Source organism: Micropruina sp. (genome assembly GCF_047602385.1).
Taxonomy (GTDB): Bacteria; Actinomycetota; Actinomycetes; order Propionibacteriales; family Propionibacteriaceae; genus Micropruina.
On sequence record NZ_JASGHL010000003.1, the window covers coordinates 645229 to 663714 of the forward strand.

Below are 18486 nucleotides of genomic sequence, written 5' to 3' on the forward strand. Positions count from 1 at the left end.
TCAGCGATGCGTTTTGTCACGAAGCAAGCGAAATCGTGTATGAGAGTCGCATGGATTCAAAAGCGCCGCCGACTTTAGCCTCGATTGCCGAACGGGTAGGCGTTTCCGTCAACACCGTTTCGCGGGCGCTCAGGGCGCCGAACACGGTTCGTCCCCAGCTTCGACAGCGGATCAATGCGGCAATCGAGGAACTGAACTATGTTCCGAACCGATTGGCGGGGGGACTGTCTGCAACGCGATCGGATATCGTCGGCGTCGTTGTTGCGTCGCTTTACCATTCCGAGTTCGCCAGCATCGTCGATGCGCTTCAAGCCGCGTTGCTGACCCAGAACCTTCAGGTCATGCTTGCCAATACCCGCTACGATCCCGACCAGGAGGAGAGGCTGGTGCGCTCGGTGTTGAGTTGGCGTCCGGTGGCGGTGGCGATCGTCGGCATTGACCATCCGGCCAAGGTCTCCGTGCTTCTGAAGGCGGCTGGTGTGCCCATTGTCGAAATGTGGGATGTGGGCGGGCCTGTCATAGACAGCGGGGTCGGCTTCGATCATGTCGCGGTTGGGCGAGCGCAGGCCATGCATTTGATAGAGCGAGGCTATCGGCGCCTTGCGTTTCTCGGCAGCCTGCGGGATAATGATCGTCGTGCCTACAAGCGATTGCAGGGAGTACGCGAAGCTGTCTCTGCCGCTGGGTTAGGGGAGATCGCCGTGGCGACGATGCCCCATCCCGGTAGTCCCGATCTTGGCGAAGCTTTGGCAACCGAATTGCTGGCGCAGTCGCCGGAGATCGATGCGATTGTTTGCAATAGCGACGTCGTTGCGTTCGGCGTTCTCCGTGCTCTTCGGAAACTCGATCGGAAGGTGCCTTCCGAAGTCGGTGTCGTCGGCTTCGGCGATAACCCTGCATCGAGTTGTTTGACCCCCTCGTTGACGACGATACGGCCGGACCGAGAGGCAATCGGGAGATTGAGCGGCGAGGTCGTTATTGCGCGGCTGAATGGTGAGGAAGGCCGCGTGTGTTTCGCCGACTGGTCCCTTGTCGAAAGAGAAAGCACTTCAAGCTGATTTCTCTCTTTCACGGGGAATGAATAGCATTCCAGAAAGGTGTCATCACGCCACCAAGCCGGGTTCCCGCGAGCCGGGAATGCCGGGGCGCGGCAGGCACGGAATGTTCAGGCAAATTTTTGCCGTCATCCTGATGAAGCAGGCAAGATATTGCCGGTTTTCGTGGGCTGAACACCATGCCGGCATGTCGCCCGAGATGAAATGCCGGCCGTGAAGCCTTCTTATGCCTATGTTTAAAAATGATTTTTCAAATCTAACCCATAAAATGAAGCGGATAATTATACTTCTGGCACGGTCATTGCTCCCATTAGACCGATCTGGATTCGGATCGACCTATTGGGAGGAACATCATGAAATCGCTTTTGCGCCACCTGACGGTGGCTACCCTTGCCGTGCTTGCCGCCACCTCTGCCGACGCGGCGGACAAGGTGCGGCTCGCCAATCTGAAATTCGCGCATTACGGCGCGATCTCCTACATGAAGGAGCTTGCTCCGAAATATAATCTTGAGGTCGAGGAGCGCTTCTTTGCCAAGGGGATCGACATATTGCCGGCTATTGTCGCCGGTGAGGTCGATATCGCTGCCAGCGCCGTGGATGGGGCCATCGCCGGGCGGGCGCGTGGCGTGCCGATCTATGCCGTGGCCGGTTTTGCCAAGGGCGGTGCGCGCATCGTGGCTGGAACCAAGACCGGCATCAAGTCCATCGGGGACTTCAAGGGCAAGAAGGTGGGCGTGGCGCGCGGCGGCGCGCAGGAGCTTCTGCTGCTCGCCGAACTTGATAAAGCCGGCCTGACCTTCTCGGAAAAACCGGGCAAGGATGTGCAGATCGTCTACATGGCCTTCGCCGATCTCAACCAGGCGGTGATGGCGGGCGACATCGACGCCATGTGCCAGTCCGAGCCGCAGGCCAGCCAGGCGATCAACAAGCAGTTCGGCGTCGAAATCCTGAAGCCTTACGATACGCCGCTCGGCATGCCCGTGCGCTCGCTTGTGTTCTCGGAGGAGTTCTACAACAAGCGGGACGTGGCCGAACGCACGATGAAGCTGTTCGTCGAGGCAACGAAGACCTTCATCGACAAGCCTGACCTGGCGGAAAAATATGTGATTTCCGACATGTTCAAGGGCCAGATCACCGAACAGGACTTCAAGGATGCGATCGACAATTCGCCCTATTCCTACGAAATTTCGGCGGATCATGTGCAGATTACCACGGACCTGATGATGAAATATGGCGTGGGCAAACTCTCCAATCCGCCGAAGGCCACCGAGTGGGTGAAGACGGACCTTCTCGACGACGCCCTCAAGGCGGGGAACTGAGCCAATGACGCGCGCTTTCCGTAATCTGGCGGTTCCGGTCGTTATTCTCGCGATCTGGCAGGCGCTGTCCATGGCGGGCTTCATGCGGGCGGAAATCCTGCCGTCGCCCGTCGCTATCGTGGAACGGCTCTGGCTTTATCTGGTGCCGGAGCAGTCCTTTGCGGAAAGCGCGGGTCTTCTCGACTGGCTGCGCTCCAGCGAATTGCTGAGCGATCTGATCGCCAGCCTTCGCCGCGTGGTGCTCGGCTTTGTCGTCGGAGCCGGGCTTGCCCTGCCGCTCGGCCTGCTGATGGGCACGGACCGCCGCATCGAAGGCTACCTGAATTCGATCGTGCAGTTCCTGCGCCCCATTCCGCCGATCGCCTATATTCCGCTGGCGATCCTGTGGTTCGGCCTCGGCGATCCGCCGGCGGTGTTCCTCATCGCCATCGGCGCGTTCTTCCCGGTGCTGATTAACACGATCACCGGCGTGCGCAACGTTGACAGCATCTATGTGCGGGCGGCGACCAATCTTGGCGCCAACAAGCTCACCATGTTCCGGCGCGTCATCCTGCCGGCCGCCACGCCCTACATTCTCACGGGCATGCGCATCGGCATCGGCACGGCCTTCATCGTCGTGATCGTCGCCGAAATGATCGCAGTGAACAGCGGGCTCGGATACCGCATTCTCGAGGCGCGAGAATATATGTGGTCGGACAAGGTGATCGCCGGGATGATCGCCATCGGCCTGCTCGGCCTTGCGATCGACCTCGCGGTCAACCGGCTGAACAATCACCTGCTGCGCTGGCACCGCGGCATCGAATCCTGACAACCGGAGGAGGAGCGGCCCGGTTCGGCCGGGCCGCCGGAAAATTTCGAATACGGGAGAAGGTTCGCGCGCGGTCGAGAGGGGCCGCCGGTGCCGATATGGAGGAAAGAATGTCCAGCATGCCCCTGAATGTCGCCGATACGGCGCCCGCTTCCCTTGCGGCCGATCCGCAGATCCACATCGCCGACGTTGACAAGATCTTCGGCGAGCCGCCCTATGCCGTGACGGCGCTCAAGGATATCACGCTCGATATCCAGCCGGGGGAGTTCGTATGTCTTCTCGGCCCCTCCGGCTGCGGAAAATCGACGCTTCTCAATGCTATCGCCGGCTTCTCGCTTCCCACCTCCGGCACGCTGGAGGTCATGGGCAAGCCGGTCACCGCGCCGGGCCCGGACCGAGGCATGGTGTTCCAGGAATACGCGCTGTTCCCGTGGATGTCGGTCGAAAAGAACATCGCCTTCGGGCTGGAAATCCGCGGTGCGCCCGTCGCCGAAATCGCCGCTACGGTCGAGCGGCTGCTGGAAAAGCTTGGCCTCAAGGAGTTCCGCAACCGCTTTCCCAAGGACCTGTCGGGCGGCATGCGCCAGCGCGTCGCCATCGCCCGCGTCCTGGCGCTCGATCCGCCGATCATGCTGATGGACGAGCCCTTCGGTGCGCTCGACGCATTGACCCGCCGTTCGCTTCAGGACGAGCTTCTGCGCATCTGGCAGGAGGTGGGCAAGACGGTGGTGTTCGTAACCCACTCCATCGAGGAGGCCGTCTATCTCGGCTCGCGCGTGGTGATCCTCACCTATCGTCCCGGCACCATCAAACGGGACGTGCGCATCGATCTGCCCTATCCGCGCGACAGCAACTCCGCCGCCTTCAACGAGATCAAGAAGGACCTCGCCACGGTGGTGCATGACGAGCAGAACCGCTTCACAACCGACGAGCGCAAGGGATTGACGCTGGATTGAGATTCCACCAAGCCCGGATATTCGTGATGCCGATTCGACCAGCGGCCTGTTGCGGCCGGTCGAATGAGAGGTATATCCGAGTGCAGTGGAGATCATGCCATGCGCCGCAAATATCTTCTTTTCCTGCTCCTGTTCCTGATCGCGTTGCTGGGCGCGTCGAAATTCGTCTACGATGCCACCTTCCGCAACGGGCTCGACGATCTCGCGCGCAGCTCGCAGGAACGCCTGAAGCTCATCGCCGCGACGCTCTCGACCCGGATCGAGCGGTTCCGTTATCTGCCGGAGGTCATCGCCCGGTCCCGCGAGACGGAGGAGCTTTTCCTCGTGCCCGACGATGCCGGGCGCATCGGAGAGGCGAACCGGCTGCTCGAGCGTATCGCGAATGCCTCGGGCGCCCTTGCCCTTTTCGTGACCGACGTCTCGGGGCTGACGATTGCCGCCAGCAATTACGGCCGGCCGGGCAGCTTCGTCGGCGAGAACTACAGCTACAGGCCCTATTTCAGGAATGCCCTGTCCGAAGGGTTCGGCCGCTACTATGCGGTTGGCGCCACCACGGCCCAGCCGGGTTATTTCCTTTCCCGTGCCGGTCAACGTCAATGGCGTTGTCAAGGGTGTGGCCATCGTGAAAATCGACCTGCTGCCGGTCGAGGACCAATGGCGCGATGCCGCCGAAACGGTGGCGATGAGCGATCGGCAGGGCGTGATCTTCCTTTCGTCGCGTTCCAGCTGGCACTATCTCGCGACCCGCGGGCTGGATGAGGAAACCGCCGCGCGGCTGCGGGAGGAGCGTCGCTACGGCGATGCGGAGATCGTGCCAGCTGATTTCAAGGGCGAGATCGTTCTGGACCACGATATCGTCGATATGAACGACGGGCGGGGGGCCATCTGGCTGCGTTCCGTGACACCCTTCGGGGAGGATGGCTGGGAGATGAGCTATTTTGCCTCGGTGGAAGAGACGAGGCGTCAGGCCGCCGTTGCCGCCGGGGCGGTCGCCATGGGGATGCTCCTGATGAACGCCGTCGCGGTGATCGCTTTCCAGATCCGCCGGAGCCGCATGGTGGCCCGGCAGGAATTCGAGAGGATGGAGACCCGGGTGGCCGAGCGCACGCTTGCCCTGTCCAGCGCCAATGCCCGGCTCCAGGAAGAGATCGCCGAGCGGCAGGAGGCGGAGCGCCAGTTGAACGTCACCCGCAGCAACCTGTCGCAGGCCGAGAAGCTGGCGCTGATGGGGCAGGCGCTTGCGGGTTTCTCGCACGAAATCAACCAGCCCCTTGCGGCGCTCGCCACCTATGCCGCTTCCACGAAACTGCTCTTGCAGCGCGGGCAATACGATGCGGTGGGCGCCAATATGGACACGATGGGCGAGGTGATCGCGCGGGTGGCCGGCCTTACCACGCAGCTCAAGCGCCTTGCCCGCCGCAACGAGGACAAGCTGGTGGAACTGGACCTCGGGGCGGCGGTGGAGCGTATCCTCAACCTGCTCAAATACAGGTTTGCCGATCTGGGCATCGCGCTGGCCTACGAGATCGAGCCGCAACTCATGGTCTATGGCAGCGCCTCGCAGCTCGATCAGGTGTTCCTGAACCTGCTGAACAATGCCATCGATGCCGTTCGCGACCGGAAGGAGCCTCGAATCGAGGTGTTCGCCTTCGTCGATGACGACTTCTGCAAGGTCGCCGTCCACGACAACGGCGCGGGTCTTGCTCCCGAAATCAGCGCGCATATATTCGAGCCGTTCCACACGACGAAGGCGCGGGGGTCGGTCTCGGCCTGGGACTCTGCGACGGCGCACAGGATCGTTTCCAATCATCACGGCACCCTTTCGGCGGATCGTTCGCCTCTGGGCGGCGCGGTGTTCACGATCAGCCTGAACCGGATCGCGGCCCGGCAGCCAGGGTTGGAGACCGCAATATGAGCAAGAGCCGTTCCTCCGTTCTGCTGGTCGAGGACGATGCCGTGCTGCGCCGTTCCCTGGCGCAATGGCTTTCGCTCAACGACCTTGAGGTCGTGGAGGCCGGCGGTGGCAAGGATGCCCTGAAGGCCCTTGAAAACGGCGGGATCGATGTCGTCATATCCGACGTGCGCATGCGGGGCATGAACGGGCTGGAACTGCTCGAGATCGTTCACAAGGACCGGCCCGGCCTGCCGGTCATCATCCTCAGCGGTCATGGCGACGTGCCGATGGCGGTTTCGGCCATGCAGGGCGGTGCCTTCACTTTCCTGACCAAGCCTTATGTTCCCGAACAGCTTCTCGGCGCGTTGCGCAACGCGCTTGAGCAGGCGCGCCTGCGCGAGCGGGTGGTTTCGCTCGAGCGCGGCCATGAAAGCCGCTCGCTGATCGATGAAAGGCTGCTTGGCGAGGACCCGTTAACGCTTGCCGTGAAGGCGATGCTCGCGCAACTGGCCGCCTATCCGGTCGATGTGCTCATCATCGGCGAAACCGGCACGGGCAAGGAGGTCGATGGCGCGGCTCCTGCACGATTGCAGCGAGCGGCGCGACGCTCCCTTCGTCGCCATCAATTGCGCGGCACTTCCGGCCGATATCATCGAGAGCGAGCTGTTCGGCCACGAGGCCGGCGCCTTCACCGGCGCCTCGGGCATTCGGGTCGGCAAGCTGGAGTTCGCCAACAAGGGAACCCTGTTTCTCGACGAGGTTGAGAGCATGCCCCCTGCCGGCGCAGGCCAAGCTCCTGCGCGTTCTTCAGGAGCGCACGGTCACGCGGCTGGGATCGAACCGCGAAATTCCCATCGATATCCGCGTGGTTTCCGCCACGAAGGAGGATCTTTCGCAACTTTCCGCCGAGGGGCAATTCCGGGGCGATCTCTGTTATCGCCTGATCGCCGCTGAAATCACGCTCCTGCCCCTGCGGGCGCGGGGGCATGATGCTGCCATTCTGCTGTTCGAGCACTTCATGAACCGGATGGCCGAGCGGCCGGGGCGGACGATCGAACCGCTCACCGTTCAGGAGGCCGACTGGATTCTGTCCTATGCATGGCCGGGCAATGTCCGCCAGCTGAAGCTGCTCGCCGAGCGAAGGGCGCTCGGTTTCGAATGGCGGCCGAGGGAAAAGGCGACGGCACCGGCCGATGCCGATGCTTCCCTGCCGGAGCAGGTGGACCGGTTCGAGCTGCGCCTGATCGAAAACGCTCTCGGCGCATCGGGCGGCAAGACAAGCATCGCCGCGGAACGCCTGAAAATTCCCCTGCGCACCCTGAACGAAAAGCTCAAACGCCTGTCCGGCCGCCGTGAGGGAACGGAGAACGACGGTTGAGGCAACCAACGCGTTGACGATGTGGCGCAATGGAGGCGGAATGAAAGCCTCGAAACCCCGTCGCTTTCCCTGCTACGGGGTTTCGAATGGAATGCCGGGGTGGCTGGATAAACCCGCTAGCGGGGGCCCAGAACGGTTTCCAGAGCCGCCCCCTGCGGCAACCCGGGAAACCGTTCCGATGGTGCCGTCATCGTTCTTGTAGATGATTGCGGGCGTTCCGCCGAAACCGAGTTCGGTCATCAGATTTGCATTGCTCTCGAGCTTCGCCGTTGTCTCGCTTCCTATCGATTGCAGGGGCGAGATGCCGCCTTTCTCATGCTGCGTCTCGTTTTGAGTGAGGGCTTCCTCGGGTGATTTCGCCTCGAAATCGCAGCCGCCTTGCCGGGCAAATCCTGCCGTATGACGCCGACCATGACATGGCGAAGCTGAACCTTGCCCGTTTCCACCCAGGGTCGGGCGGCATGCCAGAATTTATTGCAATAAGGGCAGTTTGGGTCCGTGAAGGCGTAAACGATCCTTGGGGCATCTTCCTTCCCGTCCCGGACCCAGGTTGACCGTTCGAGTTTCTGCCACTCCTCGGCTTTCAACGGCGCTTCGAGCAGTGTCTTCAATTGCTCCGCCGCCATATCCTGCCCGTATGCGTCGACAAGCGTTCCGACGATCACATGCTGGTTGTCGGGTGTGAGATAGATCGCGAGAGGCTGTGCCCCCGCCTTGGCCGCGAAGGCCCGCAGCCCGCCCGGAACCTCCATCTCTCCGACGATCCGGATGCCTTGTTGCTCGATGGTGCGCAGGATCGGAGGCCGTTCGGCGGTTGGCTTCGATTGGCTGTCCGCGAAGCCGCTTGCCGGCGAGAGGACTATTGAAAGTACAGCCGTGAAAAGTGTTCCAAGGGTTCTGATGCCGTGAATTGAACGCATTCGTGGATCCTTTCTGTCGGCCCTTGCCTTGGCGGCTGAACCTTAAGTCAGGATTAAGGGCTTCCGCTCTTTTCGCGGACAGCGCTGGCGAAGGCTCTCGAATACCATGATTATTTGCCTAGCGCCGCCCGGATGGCCCATTCGAAGCCCGGTTTTACGGAACTCACATGATCTCTGTTTTCTATGACGGTCGAGGTGATCCGAAGGCCGTCATAATGTCGGGAGAGAAGGCGCGCTTCGAACGTGCGCATGCCGGCAACCATGTCCCGGGTCTGGCCTTTGCGAGCGGAATCATAGCGTGCCGTTTCCAGCCCACCGACATAGAGCAGCACATTGGCCCTGAGCCGCCGGTGTTCGGCGGCATAGCTATCTTCCAGGCCATTTATCGCGCCATCGTCGAACCAGAACGACGGGCTGCCGAGCATATAGGTCTGAAAAAGCGATGGCTCCGTCAAGAGAATGCCGGCGCCGAGAAGGCCGCCATAGGAGTGCCCCCAGAATATCCTTCGGTCGGCGGCGATGCGGTAGCGATCTTCGATGTATCGAATGACGGTGTTCCGCAAATAGCGCTGGTAGGCCGCGGCGCCTCCATACGCCTTGCCACTGCCTTTGAGCGGCGTGGGGGTATAGTCACGGCGTCGGCTGTTCTGCAGGTCCTCGCCGAGCGCATAGGACAATCCGACGACGACGGCCTGCTCGATGGAGCCCCTGGCGGCCAATTCTCTTGCCTCGCAGGCGAGCTTCGGAAAGGCGCGGCCGCCGTCGGCGAGGATCACCAGAGGATAGGTGCCTTTCGGGTTCATCTCATAATCCGGCGGCAGGCTGATATAGATTTCGTAGCGCCGCCCGGAAACCGGGTCGGGTAGCGGCACGGTCAGCGAGGCGGGCTGCGAACACAGCGGCTTCGGCGCGGCAATCGAGGGGAGAAGCAGCGCCATCGCGAGAATCATCAAGAGAAGGCCAGTGCGCTGGAAATGGGAGCGAGGGAAAGCGAGCATCATTTTATTTTCGAATATGCATGGAAAAGGACCGGCCCCGGAACGATGCATCGCTGGATGTTTACGGCGAATGTTCATGAGTCATGGAGATCGCGCTGGCAAGCGAGACTTCCCTTTTCGTGGAAAAGAACTGGCCACGTGTTTCACGCGGACAAGTGTCCCCAGCTTTGTGGAAGCAAGACCTCGCGATTGAGCGATAGTTCACCGCGCAGCGTCAGCCCTTCGTACGATGATGCCTTATCCTCTCGCCTTGGCGATGGCGTCCTTCAGGCCTTTTTCGTCGAGAACGCCGGGAAAGATCGCCGAGCCGATAACGAAGGCGGGGGTGCCGATGAAGTTGAAGGCGAGCGCCTGGCTGTAATTGCGGTCGAGAATCCCGGATATCTTGGCATTGTGCTTGTTCACGGCCGCGGCGATGTCCTTCATCGAAAATCCGGCGTCCGTCAGCCGTTTTTCGATCTCCTCGTGGGTCAGCTTGCCCTTGGTCTTCATCAGGGCTTCCATGGCAACATCGTATTTGCCGATTTGCGCGGCGCCGAGCACGGCCTGCGCGGCAAAGATGGAGACCTCGCCGAAGATCGGCCAATCCTTCAGGACGAGCCGCACATTGCCGTCCGCCTTGACGACGTTCTCCACCATGGGATGCGATTTCTTGCAGTAGGGGCATTGATAGTCGAAGAACTCGACGACAGTGACGTTTCCCTTTGGATTGCCGAGAACGGGCGCGTCTTTGTCGAAGAAAACCGCTTTCCTCGATACCTGCTGGGCGTGGGAAGCCCGTGGGCCGATCACCGAAGCCGCCGCCGTGGCAAGCGTCGTCGTCAGAATGGTTCTGCGTGTGAACATCGGGTTTCTTCTCCTGGGTATTCGTTGGGGCCGAGAGCGACGATATTCACCGGCGCAGCGCGTCTTTCGCCGTTCTGGCCGATTCGGCCAGCGATGCGGTCGTGATGTCGCCAATGAGGCGGGTGCCGGAGATCTCCCTGTGTGCGCCGTCGAAGAAGATCATCGTCGGCGGACCGATCACCTCGAGAGATTGCATCAGGGCGCGGCGGTCCTGGTCTGGCGTCGTGACGTCGAGGCTCGCGAGGCGTATGCCTCCAAGGGCCGACTGAACCTCCCGATCCTTCAGAACGGAGCGCTCGATCGCGCGGCAGGTAACGCACCAGTCGGCGGTCACATAGAGAAGTGTCGGCTCGTTCGTCGCGGACGACGCTTTCAGGTGCGAGGCAAGCGCCTCGCTTGAACCGATCTTCGTGAAATCGGTCTTCTCGATAGGCGGGTTCGTTTCGGTGCCGGCTACGCCCTTCAACGGGCCGAGAGGTGTCAGAGGGTCACTTGCGCCGAGGCTGAAGCCGATGAAGAGAAGACCGCCCCAGAGGAGTGAGATGAAGGCGATGGACCGGAGCATGACGCCGTAGCCGCCTGTCGGGCGCAGTCCTTCGTAGCCGGTGGCATAAATGCCGAAGACCAGCGCCAGAACGGCCCACGGCAGAAGGGTGAAGCGTTCGGGAATGAGGGGCGTCGCGAGCCAGATGGCTGTGGCGAGAAAGATGAACCCGAAGACGTGACGGATCGTCTCCATCCAGCGGCCGGCACGGGGCAGCGCCTTGCCGCCGGCGGTCAACATGATGACCAGCGGAAGGCTTTTGCCGAGGCCAAGGGCAAAGAGGGCGAGGGCCCCGATCAGGACATCGCCTGTCCGGGCGATGTAAAGTAATGCGCCCGCAAGCGGCGCGGTCACGCAGGGGCCAATGAGGAAGGCGGAGGAGAAACCCAGCAAGGCGGCGCCACCCAGCGAGTTGCCCTTGCCGCTTTCGGAATTGAAGCGATTGCGCAATGCGACAGGAAGCTGGAGATGGAACAGGCCGAAATTGGAGAGCGCCAGCACGATGAAGAGGGCGGAAATCGTCCCGATCGCGAAGGGCGATTGCAACGCCATCTGCAGGTTCTGCCCCGACCATGCGGCCGCCATTCCGAGAAGGCCGAAGGCCGTGGCGAGCGCCAGCCCATAGGTGGCCGACAGCAGGAAGCCCTTGCCCGCCGTGAGGCGGCTGCCCTCTCGTGACAGCATGGCCGCCACGATGGGATACATGGGAAAAACGCAGGGTGTGAAGGCGAGAAGCAGCCCGAAGCCGAGAAAGCCGGCAAGGAGCAGGGCAAGTCCTCCGTCCCTCATCAACTGGTTGACGGCGGTTGGCGCGCGGCCGCTCGCAATGCTGAAGCCGTTGCCGGACGTTGCGTCGGAGGAGGGGAGGACAGCGCTATTCGCAGCCGGAACGCTGGCCGTCATTGCGGCGACGTCGATGATTTTCGTTGTCGGGGGGTAGCACAGGCCGCCATCCTGGCATCCCTGATAGGTCAGCCGGACTTTCGGCGGAGGTTCGGCCACGGCGGCGGACGCCCTTTCATAATAAACCTCGGTGGTGCCGAAGCCCGGATCGTCCTTGACCTTGCCGGGCTCGGTCTCCAAGCTCAGGGCTTGGCCGCCGTCATCTTCCGCCGCAAGATAATCCCGGTAGAGGTAATACCCCTTCGCGATCCGCCAGGTGATGACGAGGGCGCCGTCGTTTCTTTTGTCGAAGGCGGGCGCAAAGGCTTTATCCATCGGGAGCGGTTCTTCAAACGCCTGTGTCGGCATCACCGCCGCAATGAGAACCAGAACCATCGCCAAGAGGGTGGCCTTGCGCATCCTTCTCCCTTCCCCATCGTTGCCAAGAGGCGGGGAGGGATGTCGCGGCCAGCTTAAGGCAGGCTTAAGGTGGGCGGTGCAGGTCCGGTGCCGGCGAAGAGTTCACGGAGGTGTGATGCGCATTCTTGTTGTCGAAGACGATGCGGTGCTGCTCGACGGATTGAAGGTCGGCCTCGGCCTTTCAGGCTTCACGGTTGACACCGTGTCGAGCGTTGCCGATGCGACGGAGGCCCTTGCGACGAACCGCTTCGATGCCGTCGTTCTCGACCGCATGCTCCCGGATGGATGCGGTCTGGATGTTCTGGCGCGGCTGCGGCGGCAGGGCGACCGCACGCCGATCCTGGTGCTGACCGCCAAGGATGAAACAGCCGACAGGATCGGCGGACTGGACGCCGGAGCCGACGACTATCTCGGCAAGCCGTTCGATCTGGATGAGGTCGCCGCGCGGCTGCGGGCCATCACGCGGCGCGGCGCGGGGAGAGCACACCCCGAGCTGCGGTGGCAAGCCTTGTCCTCGACCTTGCCGGAATGGCTGTTCGCAGAGAGGAAAAGAGCATTTCCCTTTCCCGGCGCGAATTCTCGATTTTCCAGACATTGATGGAGAACCCAACCATGATCCATTCCAAGCAGATGTTGGAACAGCGGCTTTACGGCTGGCAGGAGGACGTGGAGAGCAACACGGTCTGAGGTTCATGTTCATAAGCTTCGAGCCAAGCTCGGCTCCTCCGCGATCGAGACGTACGCGTGGCGTCGAGCTACTGGATGGGAGCGCCCGAATGACCTCGATCCGTCTTCGCCTGATCGTCATCCTGCTTATGACCACCGGTGCGGTCTGGTGCTGCGCCGTATTCTGGACCTATCTCAGCACGCAGCACCAGGTGGAACGCGTGCTGGATGCGCGGCTGACCGAGGCGGCCCGCATGGTGAGCTCGCTGATTACCCACTGCCATGATATCGATGTTGCCGCCGCCGTGGATGGCGCGCGGTCGCGATCCACGTCCATCAGCTTTCGCCGTCGGCAAGGCGATTACAACCGTCAGCTCTCCCGCCAGATGTCGGCTGGCAGGTCGGCTTCGGCCAGCCGGTCGAGGCGGTCACCTCTTTCGCGGGATCATGCCAGTGGATATGAAGATACCGTGATCGATGGAACGGTGGCGGGTCTATGCCGTGGTCAACCCCACGCTCGGCGTTCGGGTCCTTGTCGGCGACAGTCTGGCGATGCGTGACAAGCTGGTGGATGATGTCGTCAAGGGCCAGCTGGTGCCGGCGCTTTCCATTGTGCCGGTTCTTGCGGTCCTGATCTGGCTGGGCGTTGACCGTGGCCTTGCTCCGCTTAACCGCATCGCCGCTTCGCTGTCCGGCCGGTCGCGGATGCGCTTCATCCCTTCGAAGAGAGCGTGCGCCACGGGAGGTTCAGCCGCTTCTTGGGTCTCTCAATGCTCTCTTCAGAAGGGTCAGCGAAACGCGGGAACGGGAGAAGACCTTCATCGCCTATGCCGCGCACGAGTTGAAGACGCCGCTGGCCGGCCTCAAGACCCAGGCGCAGATTGCGCTGCGCAGCGACGACAACACGATCCGCGAGACGGCCTTGCGCCACATTTCGACGAGCGTTCCACCGCACTGGCCGCCTCGTTCGCCAGCTTATCGATATGGCCGCCGTCGACTCGGTGGATGTATCGCGTGCCGCCGATACGACTGACATTCCCGCCCTCCTTGCCGAAATCCGCTCCGATCTCGAGAGTTTGCGGGTGATGAGAGAATGTCAGGATCGAGGCCCATGTCGAAGACACGCTGGAACCGATCATGTTCGATCGGACGCTTCTTGCTCTTGCGCTGAAGAACGTGCTTGAAAACGCCATCCTTTATGCCCCTCCTGAGTCAGAGATCGAGGTGTCCGTGCAAAAAACCGGAAAGGAATTGCACATAGCCACCATCGACAAGGGGCCGGGAATGACGCCCGAAGAGGCGAGGCATCTCACGGGTCGCTTCAATCGCGGCAGGCATGGGCGAGAAGGGACGGGACTGGGCTTATCGATTGTCGATATGGCGGTGCGGAAACTTGGCGGCCGGTTATCTTTCGAGAAGCAGGCGAAGAGTTTTGCGGTGCAAATCGTGCTTCCGTTGAACGGCACGAAATTCGTGGAGCCCGTTCGCAATTGAAGAGGTTCATCTTTTTAAGGCCGAAGGCTTGATGCCTGCGAAGGAAACGAAACCCTTGACGGTTCGAGCTCATGTATATGGGTTTGCCTCATTCTGCCGCCGGTCGAGTTCCTCGTTGTATCGGCGCAGAGCATGCTGTTCCGTCAGAAGCCCGATGACTTTACTCTTCCGGCTGGATTGTCGATGACTGCCAGAGCATCCGCTTCAGCGGCGGCGAATGCTTTCATTGCCTCTTTCACGCTGAGGCTCGGCAAAAGAGCTATATCGGCGAATTGCACCAGATCTTTCGCTGTTACTTGCCTCCGAAGCTGTCGCGGTGAAGTTCCGGAACGAGGATAATGCCGACATAGCGGTTTTCGTCGTCGACAACGATCAGCCGTTGCGCTGAGCCGAGAGGGAAATCGCGCTTCAGGCGGGTGATATCGATGTCGGCCAGTAACGGTTCGGATGTCCTTGCGCATCATTCGTCCGACGGTCAGTTCCCGCATCCAGCCGATATCGGCGGCGCTGCGGATGGATTTTCCGCGAAGATGGAAGCGCCAGGTGGCGAAGGAGTAGCCGAACAGGCGCCGCACGGTGATCGAAGACACGACTGCGGCGGCCAGAACGGCGATGGTGAGGGGCAGGCTGCCGGTCGTTTCGAGCGCAAGGAAGGCCATCGTCAATGGTGCGCCGAGGACTGCGGTCGCCATCGCGCACATGCCGATGATGGCTACGACCAGACCCGGTATCTTGAGGCCGAAGACGACCATCCAGCCGAGTGCGACGAGCTTGCCGAGCATGGCGCCGAGAAACAGCGAGGCGAAGAACAGGCCGCCGCGGAAGCCCGAGCCGATGGAAATCGCCGAAGCCAGAACCTTCAGCCCGATCAGCATGACGAGGACCGGCGCCGTATAATAGGCGCCGAAGCCGACATGCAGCGCAGAATGGCCGGACGACAGGACGGCGGGGGTGATGAGGGCGAGGCCGCCCACGCACAGTCCGCCGATGGTCGGCCGCATCCAGACGGGAACCGGCTCTTGCCGAAGAGCGTTTCGACGAGCGTCACGGTGCGCATCATGACGATGGCGACGAGGGCGCTCAGGATCGCCATGACGAAGACCAGGCTATAGTCCGTCGCCGTCAGCGTGCCGGCGAAATCCACCTGGAAGGATTCCTGCGGCAGAAGGAGGCGCATCGTGCCGACGGCCGTGATGGAGGCGACGACGACGGGGGCGAGTGTCGCAATGGAATAAGTTGAGATGATGAGTTCGAAGGCGTAGAAGGCGCCGGTCAAGGGTGCATCGAAGGCTGCGGCGATTGCGCCGGCCGCGCCGCAACCGACCAGCGTTCGAAGATCGTTTCGGCGCACGCTGAAAATCTGGCCGAGGCGGGAGGCAATCGCCGAACCGATCTGGGTGTAGCCGGCTTCCATGCCAATGGACGCGCCGAAGCCGTTGGACATCATCGTCTGAAGAACAAGCAGCAGGCTGCCTTTCATCGGAATGCGCCCGCCGTGGAGCGCGTTGGCTTCGACCGGATCGATGATCGGAATGCGGGCGCGGCGCATCGACAGCCAGCCGATTACGCCGAGAATGATTCCGCCGATGGTTGGTATGAGAGCGGCACGCCACGGGTCGATGAAGGCGGTTCCGCTGACCTCATGTCCTTCGATTGCGAAGAGGACATGGTGGAGCGTCTGGATCATCGCGACCATGAGGGCGACGCAGGTCGCCGGCAATCACACCCACGGCGGCCGCGAGCACGACGAGCCATGTTTCGTCCGCACGGACGATGGCGCGCAGGCGGGGCGGGATGCGAAAAGGCTATGGCCCGGCGGATCCTGGCGGCTCTTCCTCCGGACTGGTCGAGCGTGACCATCGCGTCACCTGTTCTCAGCCTTGCAGATAGGCGGCGTAGAGGCTAGCAATGCGTTCGGTCACCGGGCCGGGCTTGCCGCTGCCGATCACGCGTCCGTCTATTCGCGTGACAGGAGTGATCCCGCCAAGCGTGCCGGTGACGAACGCCTCGTAAGCGCCATAGACCTCGGCGAGCGTGAAATCCTTCTGATGCACGATATGATCCGGCCTTCGCATAGAGGTGAATGACTTTCTTGCGCGTGATGCCGTTGAAATTGAAGCGGCCGGTGGACGTCCACAGTTCCTCGCCGCGAACGATGAAGAAATTCGTGGAGTTGCAGCTGGCGACGAATCCGAATGGATCGAGCATCAGGGCCTCGTCCGCACCGGCGTTGATCGCCTGGATGAGCGCGTGGATGAAGTTGAGGCGGCTATGGGAGTTGAGCCGCAGATCGAAGACGTCGGGCGTGCTGCAACGGATGGCGGAGGTCAGCAGCGTAAGGCCGTTCGCCTTGGATTCCGGCTTCGGAACCTTGAATTCCGCGACGATGACGATGGTCGCCTGTCCGAGCGCGAAACGCGGGTCCTGGTTCGGCGTCTTCTTCTTGCCGCGCGTCACCATCAGGCGCGCATGGGCGCCGTCGGTCATGCCGTTCTTGTTCGAAGGTCTGCCGAAGCGCGGTCGTGAGCTCCTCCCGTGTCATGCCGATGTCGAGCTGGATTGAGTTGGCGCCCTCGTAGAGTCGGTCCAGATGCTCGTCGAGGGCGATGATCCTGCCATTGACGAGGCGCACGCCTTCCCAGACGCCGTCGCCGAGTGCGAAGCCGGCGTCGAACACCGAGATCTTGGCCTCGTCGCGCTTGAAGAATTCGCCATTCACATAGACCAGCACGTCGTCGTTGCGGCTGTCTGCGACATAGCCTTGAGAACTGGTGCTGCTGGCGGCAACTGCGTTCATGATCCTATTTCCTTTCCAGAGTGTTCAGTTAGCCTAAAAGGCGAATTCGGTGAAGCGGTTCAGGAAGGCGCGGGTGCGTTCCTGCTTCGGGTGCTTCAGCACCTCGTCCGGCGTGCCGACCTCATGGAAGACGCCGTCGGCCAGAAAAATGACCTTCGTCGCGAAGTGATAGGCGAAACCCAGTTCGTGCGTGACGAGCAGCATCGTGCGTCCTTCCTCGGCGAGCTGGCGGATCACGCGCAGCACTTCGCCGACCAGTTCCGGGTCGAGCGAGGAGGTCGGTTCGTCGAAGAGCAGGATTTCGGGCTCCATCGCAAGCGAGCGGGCAATGGCGACGCGTTGCTGCTGACCGCCCGAAAGCCGGCTGGGATAGGCATCCAGCTTGCCGTCAAGCCCGACCTTTTCCAGTTCCTCCGCCGCCTTTTCCCGTGCGGCGTCCCGCTTCATACCCTTGACGGTCACGAGACCTTCCATGGCATTTTCGAGAACGGTCATATGCGGAAAGAGGTTGAACTGCTGGAACACCATGCCGACGCGCTCACGCACCGTGCAAAGTTCGGATTCCGGGTAGCGGCGCGCGCCGTCCTTGCCGTAAGGCTTGCCGATTTCCTTGCCGTCGAGGGCGATCGTGCCGCTGGTCGGCATTTCCATGAAATTCAGGCAGCGCAGAAAGGTGCTCTTGCCCGATCCGCTGCCGCCGATGATGGCGATACGTTCTCCTGCTTCGACGGAAAAGTCGATCCCCTTGAGAACATGAAGATCGCCGAACCATTTATGAAGGTCAGAGACGCGAAGAACTAGGCTCACGCATTGCGGTATCTCCGTTGAGGCAGGTTCAGGCTTTTGCCGCAAGACGCCGCTCGAGACGGGCGGAGAGCCAGGTGCCGGGATAGATGAGGATGAAATAGATTACGGCGACGGTCGTCAGGATTTCGAGCGGACGATAGTAGGTCGAGCTGAGGAGGCGGCCCTGATACATGAGTTCGTGGACCGAGATGACCGAGGCGAGGGAAGACATCTTCGCCACTTCGATTGCGCGGTTGGTGAAGGCGGGAAGCATGCGCTTGAACACCTGCGGCAATATGATGCGCTGCAGGATTTTCGAGCGCCGCATGCCGAGTGCCCGCGCTCCTTCCCATTGCCCCCGGGCAATGGACTGGATGCCGCCGCGGTAGATTTCCGCGCAATAGGCCGAAGTGTTGAGGGAAAGGCCGAGCAGAGCCGCGGTAAAGGGCGAGAGCTGCACGCCGATGACGATCGGGAAGGCGTAGAAGAACCAGATGAGCTGGATCAGGACAGGCGTATCCCGGAACAGCTCGATATAGACAAGGCTCGGCACGCGCAGGATCGCCCGGTCGGAAAGCCTTGCAAGGGCAAGGAAGAAGCCGGCGGCAAGGCCGATGACGATGCTGGGAATCCATAGCTCTATCGTCACGAGCAGCCCGCGCATGAGAACCGGCAGGCTCTGCAGGACGAGGGCGAAATCGAACTGATAGTCCATCGTCATTC

Annotated in this window: 19 protein-coding genes and 5 pseudogenes; 14 read left to right on the forward strand and 10 right to left on the reverse strand. The window is 61.6% G+C overall.

Features of this window, described 5'->3' with window-relative positions:
* Positions 1 to 50 precede the first annotated feature (50 nt).
* The 9 genes and pseudogenes from QM711_RS12605 (at position 51) to QM711_RS12645 (ending at position 7410) form a co-directional block, all read left to right on the forward strand.
* Positions 51 to 1058 carry a LacI family DNA-binding transcriptional regulator gene (locus QM711_RS12605; protein ID WP_415099828.1) on the forward strand — a complete coding sequence of 336 codons (1008 nt, stop codon included), beginning with the start codon at positions 51 to 53 and terminating at the stop codon, positions 1056 to 1058.
* A gap of 350 nt (positions 1059 to 1408) precedes the next feature.
* On the forward strand, positions 1409 to 2374 hold the full coding sequence (locus QM711_RS12610; RefSeq protein WP_415099830.1) for an ABC transporter substrate-binding protein: 966 nt from the start codon (positions 1409 to 1411) through the stop codon (positions 2372 to 2374).
* A 4-nt stretch (positions 2375 to 2378) separates the two neighbouring features.
* Positions 2379 to 3182: an ABC transporter permease gene (locus QM711_RS12615; protein WP_415099832.1), complete on the forward strand. Its 804-nt coding sequence runs from the start codon at positions 2379 to 2381 to the stop codon at positions 3180 to 3182.
* A gap of 110 nt (positions 3183 to 3292) precedes the next feature.
* Positions 3293 to 4138, forward strand: coding sequence for an ABC transporter ATP-binding protein (locus QM711_RS12620; protein WP_415099834.1), 846 nt, complete (start codon positions 3293 to 3295; stop codon positions 4136 to 4138).
* Positions 4139 to 4237: 99 nt separating this feature from the next.
* Positions 4238 to 4897, forward strand: coding sequence for a hypothetical protein (locus QM711_RS12625; protein ID WP_415099836.1), 660 nt, complete (start codon positions 4238 to 4240; stop codon positions 4895 to 4897).
* Positions 4898 to 5678: 781 nt separating this feature from the next.
* Entirely contained in the window at positions 5679 to 6053 is a 375-nt protein-coding gene (locus QM711_RS12630) for a sensor histidine kinase (RefSeq protein WP_415099984.1), read from the forward strand.
* A pseudogene (locus tag QM711_RS12635) lies at positions 6050 to 6388 on the forward strand (response regulator); the annotation flags it as partial. The gene QM711_RS12630 and the pseudogene QM711_RS12635, both read left to right, overlap by 4 nt.
* A gap of 211 nt (positions 6389 to 6599) precedes the next feature.
* Positions 6600 to 6737, forward strand: a pseudogene (locus QM711_RS12640) (sigma 54-interacting transcriptional regulator); the annotation flags it as partial.
* A 55-nt stretch (positions 6738 to 6792) separates the two neighbouring features.
* On the forward strand, positions 6793 to 7410 hold the full coding sequence (locus QM711_RS12645) for a sigma 54-interacting transcriptional regulator (protein ID WP_415099838.1): 618 nt from the start codon (positions 6793 to 6795) through the stop codon (positions 7408 to 7410).
* A 281-nt stretch (positions 7411 to 7691) separates the two neighbouring features.
* Here the strand turns inward: QM711_RS12645 and dsbG are convergent, their stop codons facing one another.
* The 4 genes from dsbG to dsbD all read right to left on the reverse strand — a co-directional run bounded on the left by dsbG (position 7692) and on the right by dsbD (position 12020).
* A complete protein-coding gene (gene dsbG / locus QM711_RS12650) occupies positions 7692 to 8330 on the reverse strand; it encodes a thiol:disulfide interchange protein DsbG (RefSeq protein WP_415099840.1) in 639 nt (212 codons plus the stop codon).
* A 110-nt stretch (positions 8331 to 8440) separates the two neighbouring features.
* Positions 8441 to 9280, reverse strand: a complete 840-nt coding sequence (locus tag QM711_RS12655) for an alpha/beta hydrolase (RefSeq protein ID WP_415099842.1) — start codon at positions 9278 to 9280, stop codon at positions 8441 to 8443.
* Positions 9281 to 9565: 285 nt separating this feature from the next.
* On the reverse strand, positions 9566 to 10174 hold the full coding sequence (locus QM711_RS12660) for a DsbA family protein (protein WP_415099844.1): 609 nt from the start codon (positions 10172 to 10174) through the stop codon (positions 9566 to 9568).
* 46 nt (positions 10175 to 10220) lie between these two features.
* Entirely contained in the window at positions 10221 to 12020 is a 1800-nt protein-coding gene (gene dsbD, locus QM711_RS12665) for a protein-disulfide reductase DsbD (protein ID WP_415099846.1), read from the reverse strand.
* A 115-nt stretch (positions 12021 to 12135) separates the two neighbouring features.
* Here dsbD and QM711_RS12670 point away from each other — a divergent pair, with 115 nt between their 5' ends.
* The 5 genes from QM711_RS12670 (at position 12136) to QM711_RS12690 (ending at position 14180) form a co-directional block, all read left to right on the forward strand.
* Complete coding sequence (locus QM711_RS12670) at positions 12136 to 12618, forward strand: response regulator (protein ID WP_415099848.1); 483 nt, start codon at positions 12136 to 12138, stop codon at positions 12616 to 12618.
* Positions 12618 to 12707 carry a hypothetical protein gene (locus tag QM711_RS12675; RefSeq protein WP_415099850.1) on the forward strand — a complete coding sequence of 30 codons (90 nt, stop codon included), beginning with the start codon at positions 12618 to 12620 and terminating at the stop codon, positions 12705 to 12707. The genes QM711_RS12670 and QM711_RS12675 overlap by 1 nt, the downstream gene beginning before the upstream one ends.
* An 89-nt stretch (positions 12708 to 12796) precedes the next feature.
* A complete protein-coding gene (locus tag QM711_RS12680; RefSeq protein WP_415099852.1) occupies positions 12797 to 13246 on the forward strand; it encodes a hypothetical protein in 450 nt (149 codons plus the stop codon).
* Between the two features lie 92 nt (positions 13247 to 13338).
* The gene (locus tag QM711_RS12685; protein WP_415099854.1) at positions 13339 to 13719 is read left to right on the forward strand and encodes a histidine kinase dimerization/phospho-acceptor domain-containing protein; all 381 of its coding nucleotides are present in this window, start codon (positions 13339 to 13341) and stop codon (positions 13717 to 13719) included.
* 104 nt (positions 13720 to 13823) lie between these two features.
* A complete protein-coding gene (locus QM711_RS12690; RefSeq protein WP_415099856.1) occupies positions 13824 to 14180 on the forward strand; it encodes a sensor histidine kinase in 357 nt (118 codons plus the stop codon).
* 143 nt (positions 14181 to 14323) lie between these two features.
* On the opposite strand, the pseudogene QM711_RS12695 reads toward QM711_RS12690, so the two are convergent.
* The 6 genes and pseudogenes from QM711_RS12695 to QM711_RS12720 form a co-directional block, all read right to left on the reverse strand.
* Positions 14324 to 15876, reverse strand: a pseudogene (locus QM711_RS12695) (chloride channel protein).
* A gap of 178 nt (positions 15877 to 16054) precedes the next feature.
* The gene (locus QM711_RS12700) at positions 16055 to 16234 is read right to left on the reverse strand and encodes a hypothetical protein (RefSeq protein WP_415100003.1); all 180 of its coding nucleotides are present in this window, start codon (positions 16232 to 16234) and stop codon (positions 16055 to 16057) included.
* Between the two features lie 64 nt (positions 16235 to 16298).
* Positions 16299 to 16667: pseudogene (locus QM711_RS12705) on the reverse strand (aminotransferase class IV); the annotation flags it as partial.
* Positions 16666 to 16977 (reverse strand): annotated as a pseudogene (locus QM711_RS12710) (aminotransferase class IV); the annotation flags it as partial. The pseudogenes QM711_RS12710 and QM711_RS12705, both read right to left, overlap by 2 nt.
* Before the next feature lie 33 nt (positions 16978 to 17010).
* Positions 17011 to 17784, reverse strand: a complete 774-nt coding sequence (locus QM711_RS12715; protein ID WP_415099858.1) for an amino acid ABC transporter ATP-binding protein — start codon at positions 17782 to 17784, stop codon at positions 17011 to 17013.
* Positions 17785 to 17812: 28 nt separating this feature from the next.
* Positions 17813 to 18478 carry an amino acid ABC transporter permease gene (locus QM711_RS12720; protein WP_415099860.1) on the reverse strand — a complete coding sequence of 222 codons (666 nt, stop codon included), beginning with the start codon at positions 18476 to 18478 and terminating at the stop codon, positions 17813 to 17815.
* Positions 18479 to 18486 lie beyond the last annotated feature (8 nt).

Excerpts from the sequence above, each read along its gene's own strand:
- QM711_RS12605 (WP_415099828.1), top strand. The coding sequence starts at position 51 with ATGGATTCAAAAGCGCCGCCGACTTTAGCCTCGATTGCCGAACGGGTA.
- QM711_RS12610 (WP_415099830.1), top strand. The coding sequence starts at position 1,409 with ATGAAATCGCTTTTGCGCCACCTGACGGTGGCTACCCTTGCCGTGCTT.
- QM711_RS12615 (WP_415099832.1), top strand. The coding sequence starts at position 2,379 with ATGACGCGCGCTTTCCGTAATCTGGCGGTTCCGGTCGTTATTCTCGCG.
- QM711_RS12620 (WP_415099834.1), top strand. The coding sequence starts at position 3,293 with ATGTCCAGCATGCCCCTGAATGTCGCCGATACGGCGCCCGCTTCCCTT.
- QM711_RS12625 (WP_415099836.1), top strand. The coding sequence starts at position 4,238 with ATGCGCCGCAAATATCTTCTTTTCCTGCTCCTGTTCCTGATCGCGTTG.
- QM711_RS12630 (WP_415099984.1), top strand. The coding sequence starts at position 5,679 with ATGGTCTATGGCAGCGCCTCGCAGCTCGATCAGGTGTTCCTGAACCTG.
- dsbG (WP_415099840.1), bottom strand. The coding sequence starts at position 8,330 with ATGCGTTCAATTCACGGCATCAGAACCCTTGGAACACTTTTCACGGCT.
- QM711_RS12655 (WP_415099842.1), bottom strand. The coding sequence starts at position 9,280 with ATGATTCTCGCGATGGCGCTGCTTCTCCCCTCGATTGCCGCGCCGAAG.
- QM711_RS12660 (WP_415099844.1), bottom strand. The coding sequence starts at position 10,174 with ATGTTCACACGCAGAACCATTCTGACGACGACGCTTGCCACGGCGGCG.
- dsbD (WP_415099846.1), bottom strand. The coding sequence starts at position 12,020 with ATGCGCAAGGCCACCCTCTTGGCGATGGTTCTGGTTCTCATTGCGGCG.
- QM711_RS12670 (WP_415099848.1), top strand. The coding sequence starts at position 12,136 with ATGCGCATTCTTGTTGTCGAAGACGATGCGGTGCTGCTCGACGGATTG.
- QM711_RS12675 (WP_415099850.1), top strand. The coding sequence starts at position 12,618 with ATGGAGAACCCAACCATGATCCATTCCAAGCAGATGTTGGAACAGCGG.
- QM711_RS12680 (WP_415099852.1), top strand. The coding sequence starts at position 12,797 with ATGACCTCGATCCGTCTTCGCCTGATCGTCATCCTGCTTATGACCACC.
- QM711_RS12690 (WP_415099856.1), top strand. The coding sequence starts at position 13,824 with ATGTTCGATCGGACGCTTCTTGCTCTTGCGCTGAAGAACGTGCTTGAA.
- QM711_RS12720 (WP_415099860.1), bottom strand. The coding sequence starts at position 18,478 with ATGGACTATCAGTTCGATTTCGCCCTCGTCCTGCAGAGCCTGCCGGTT.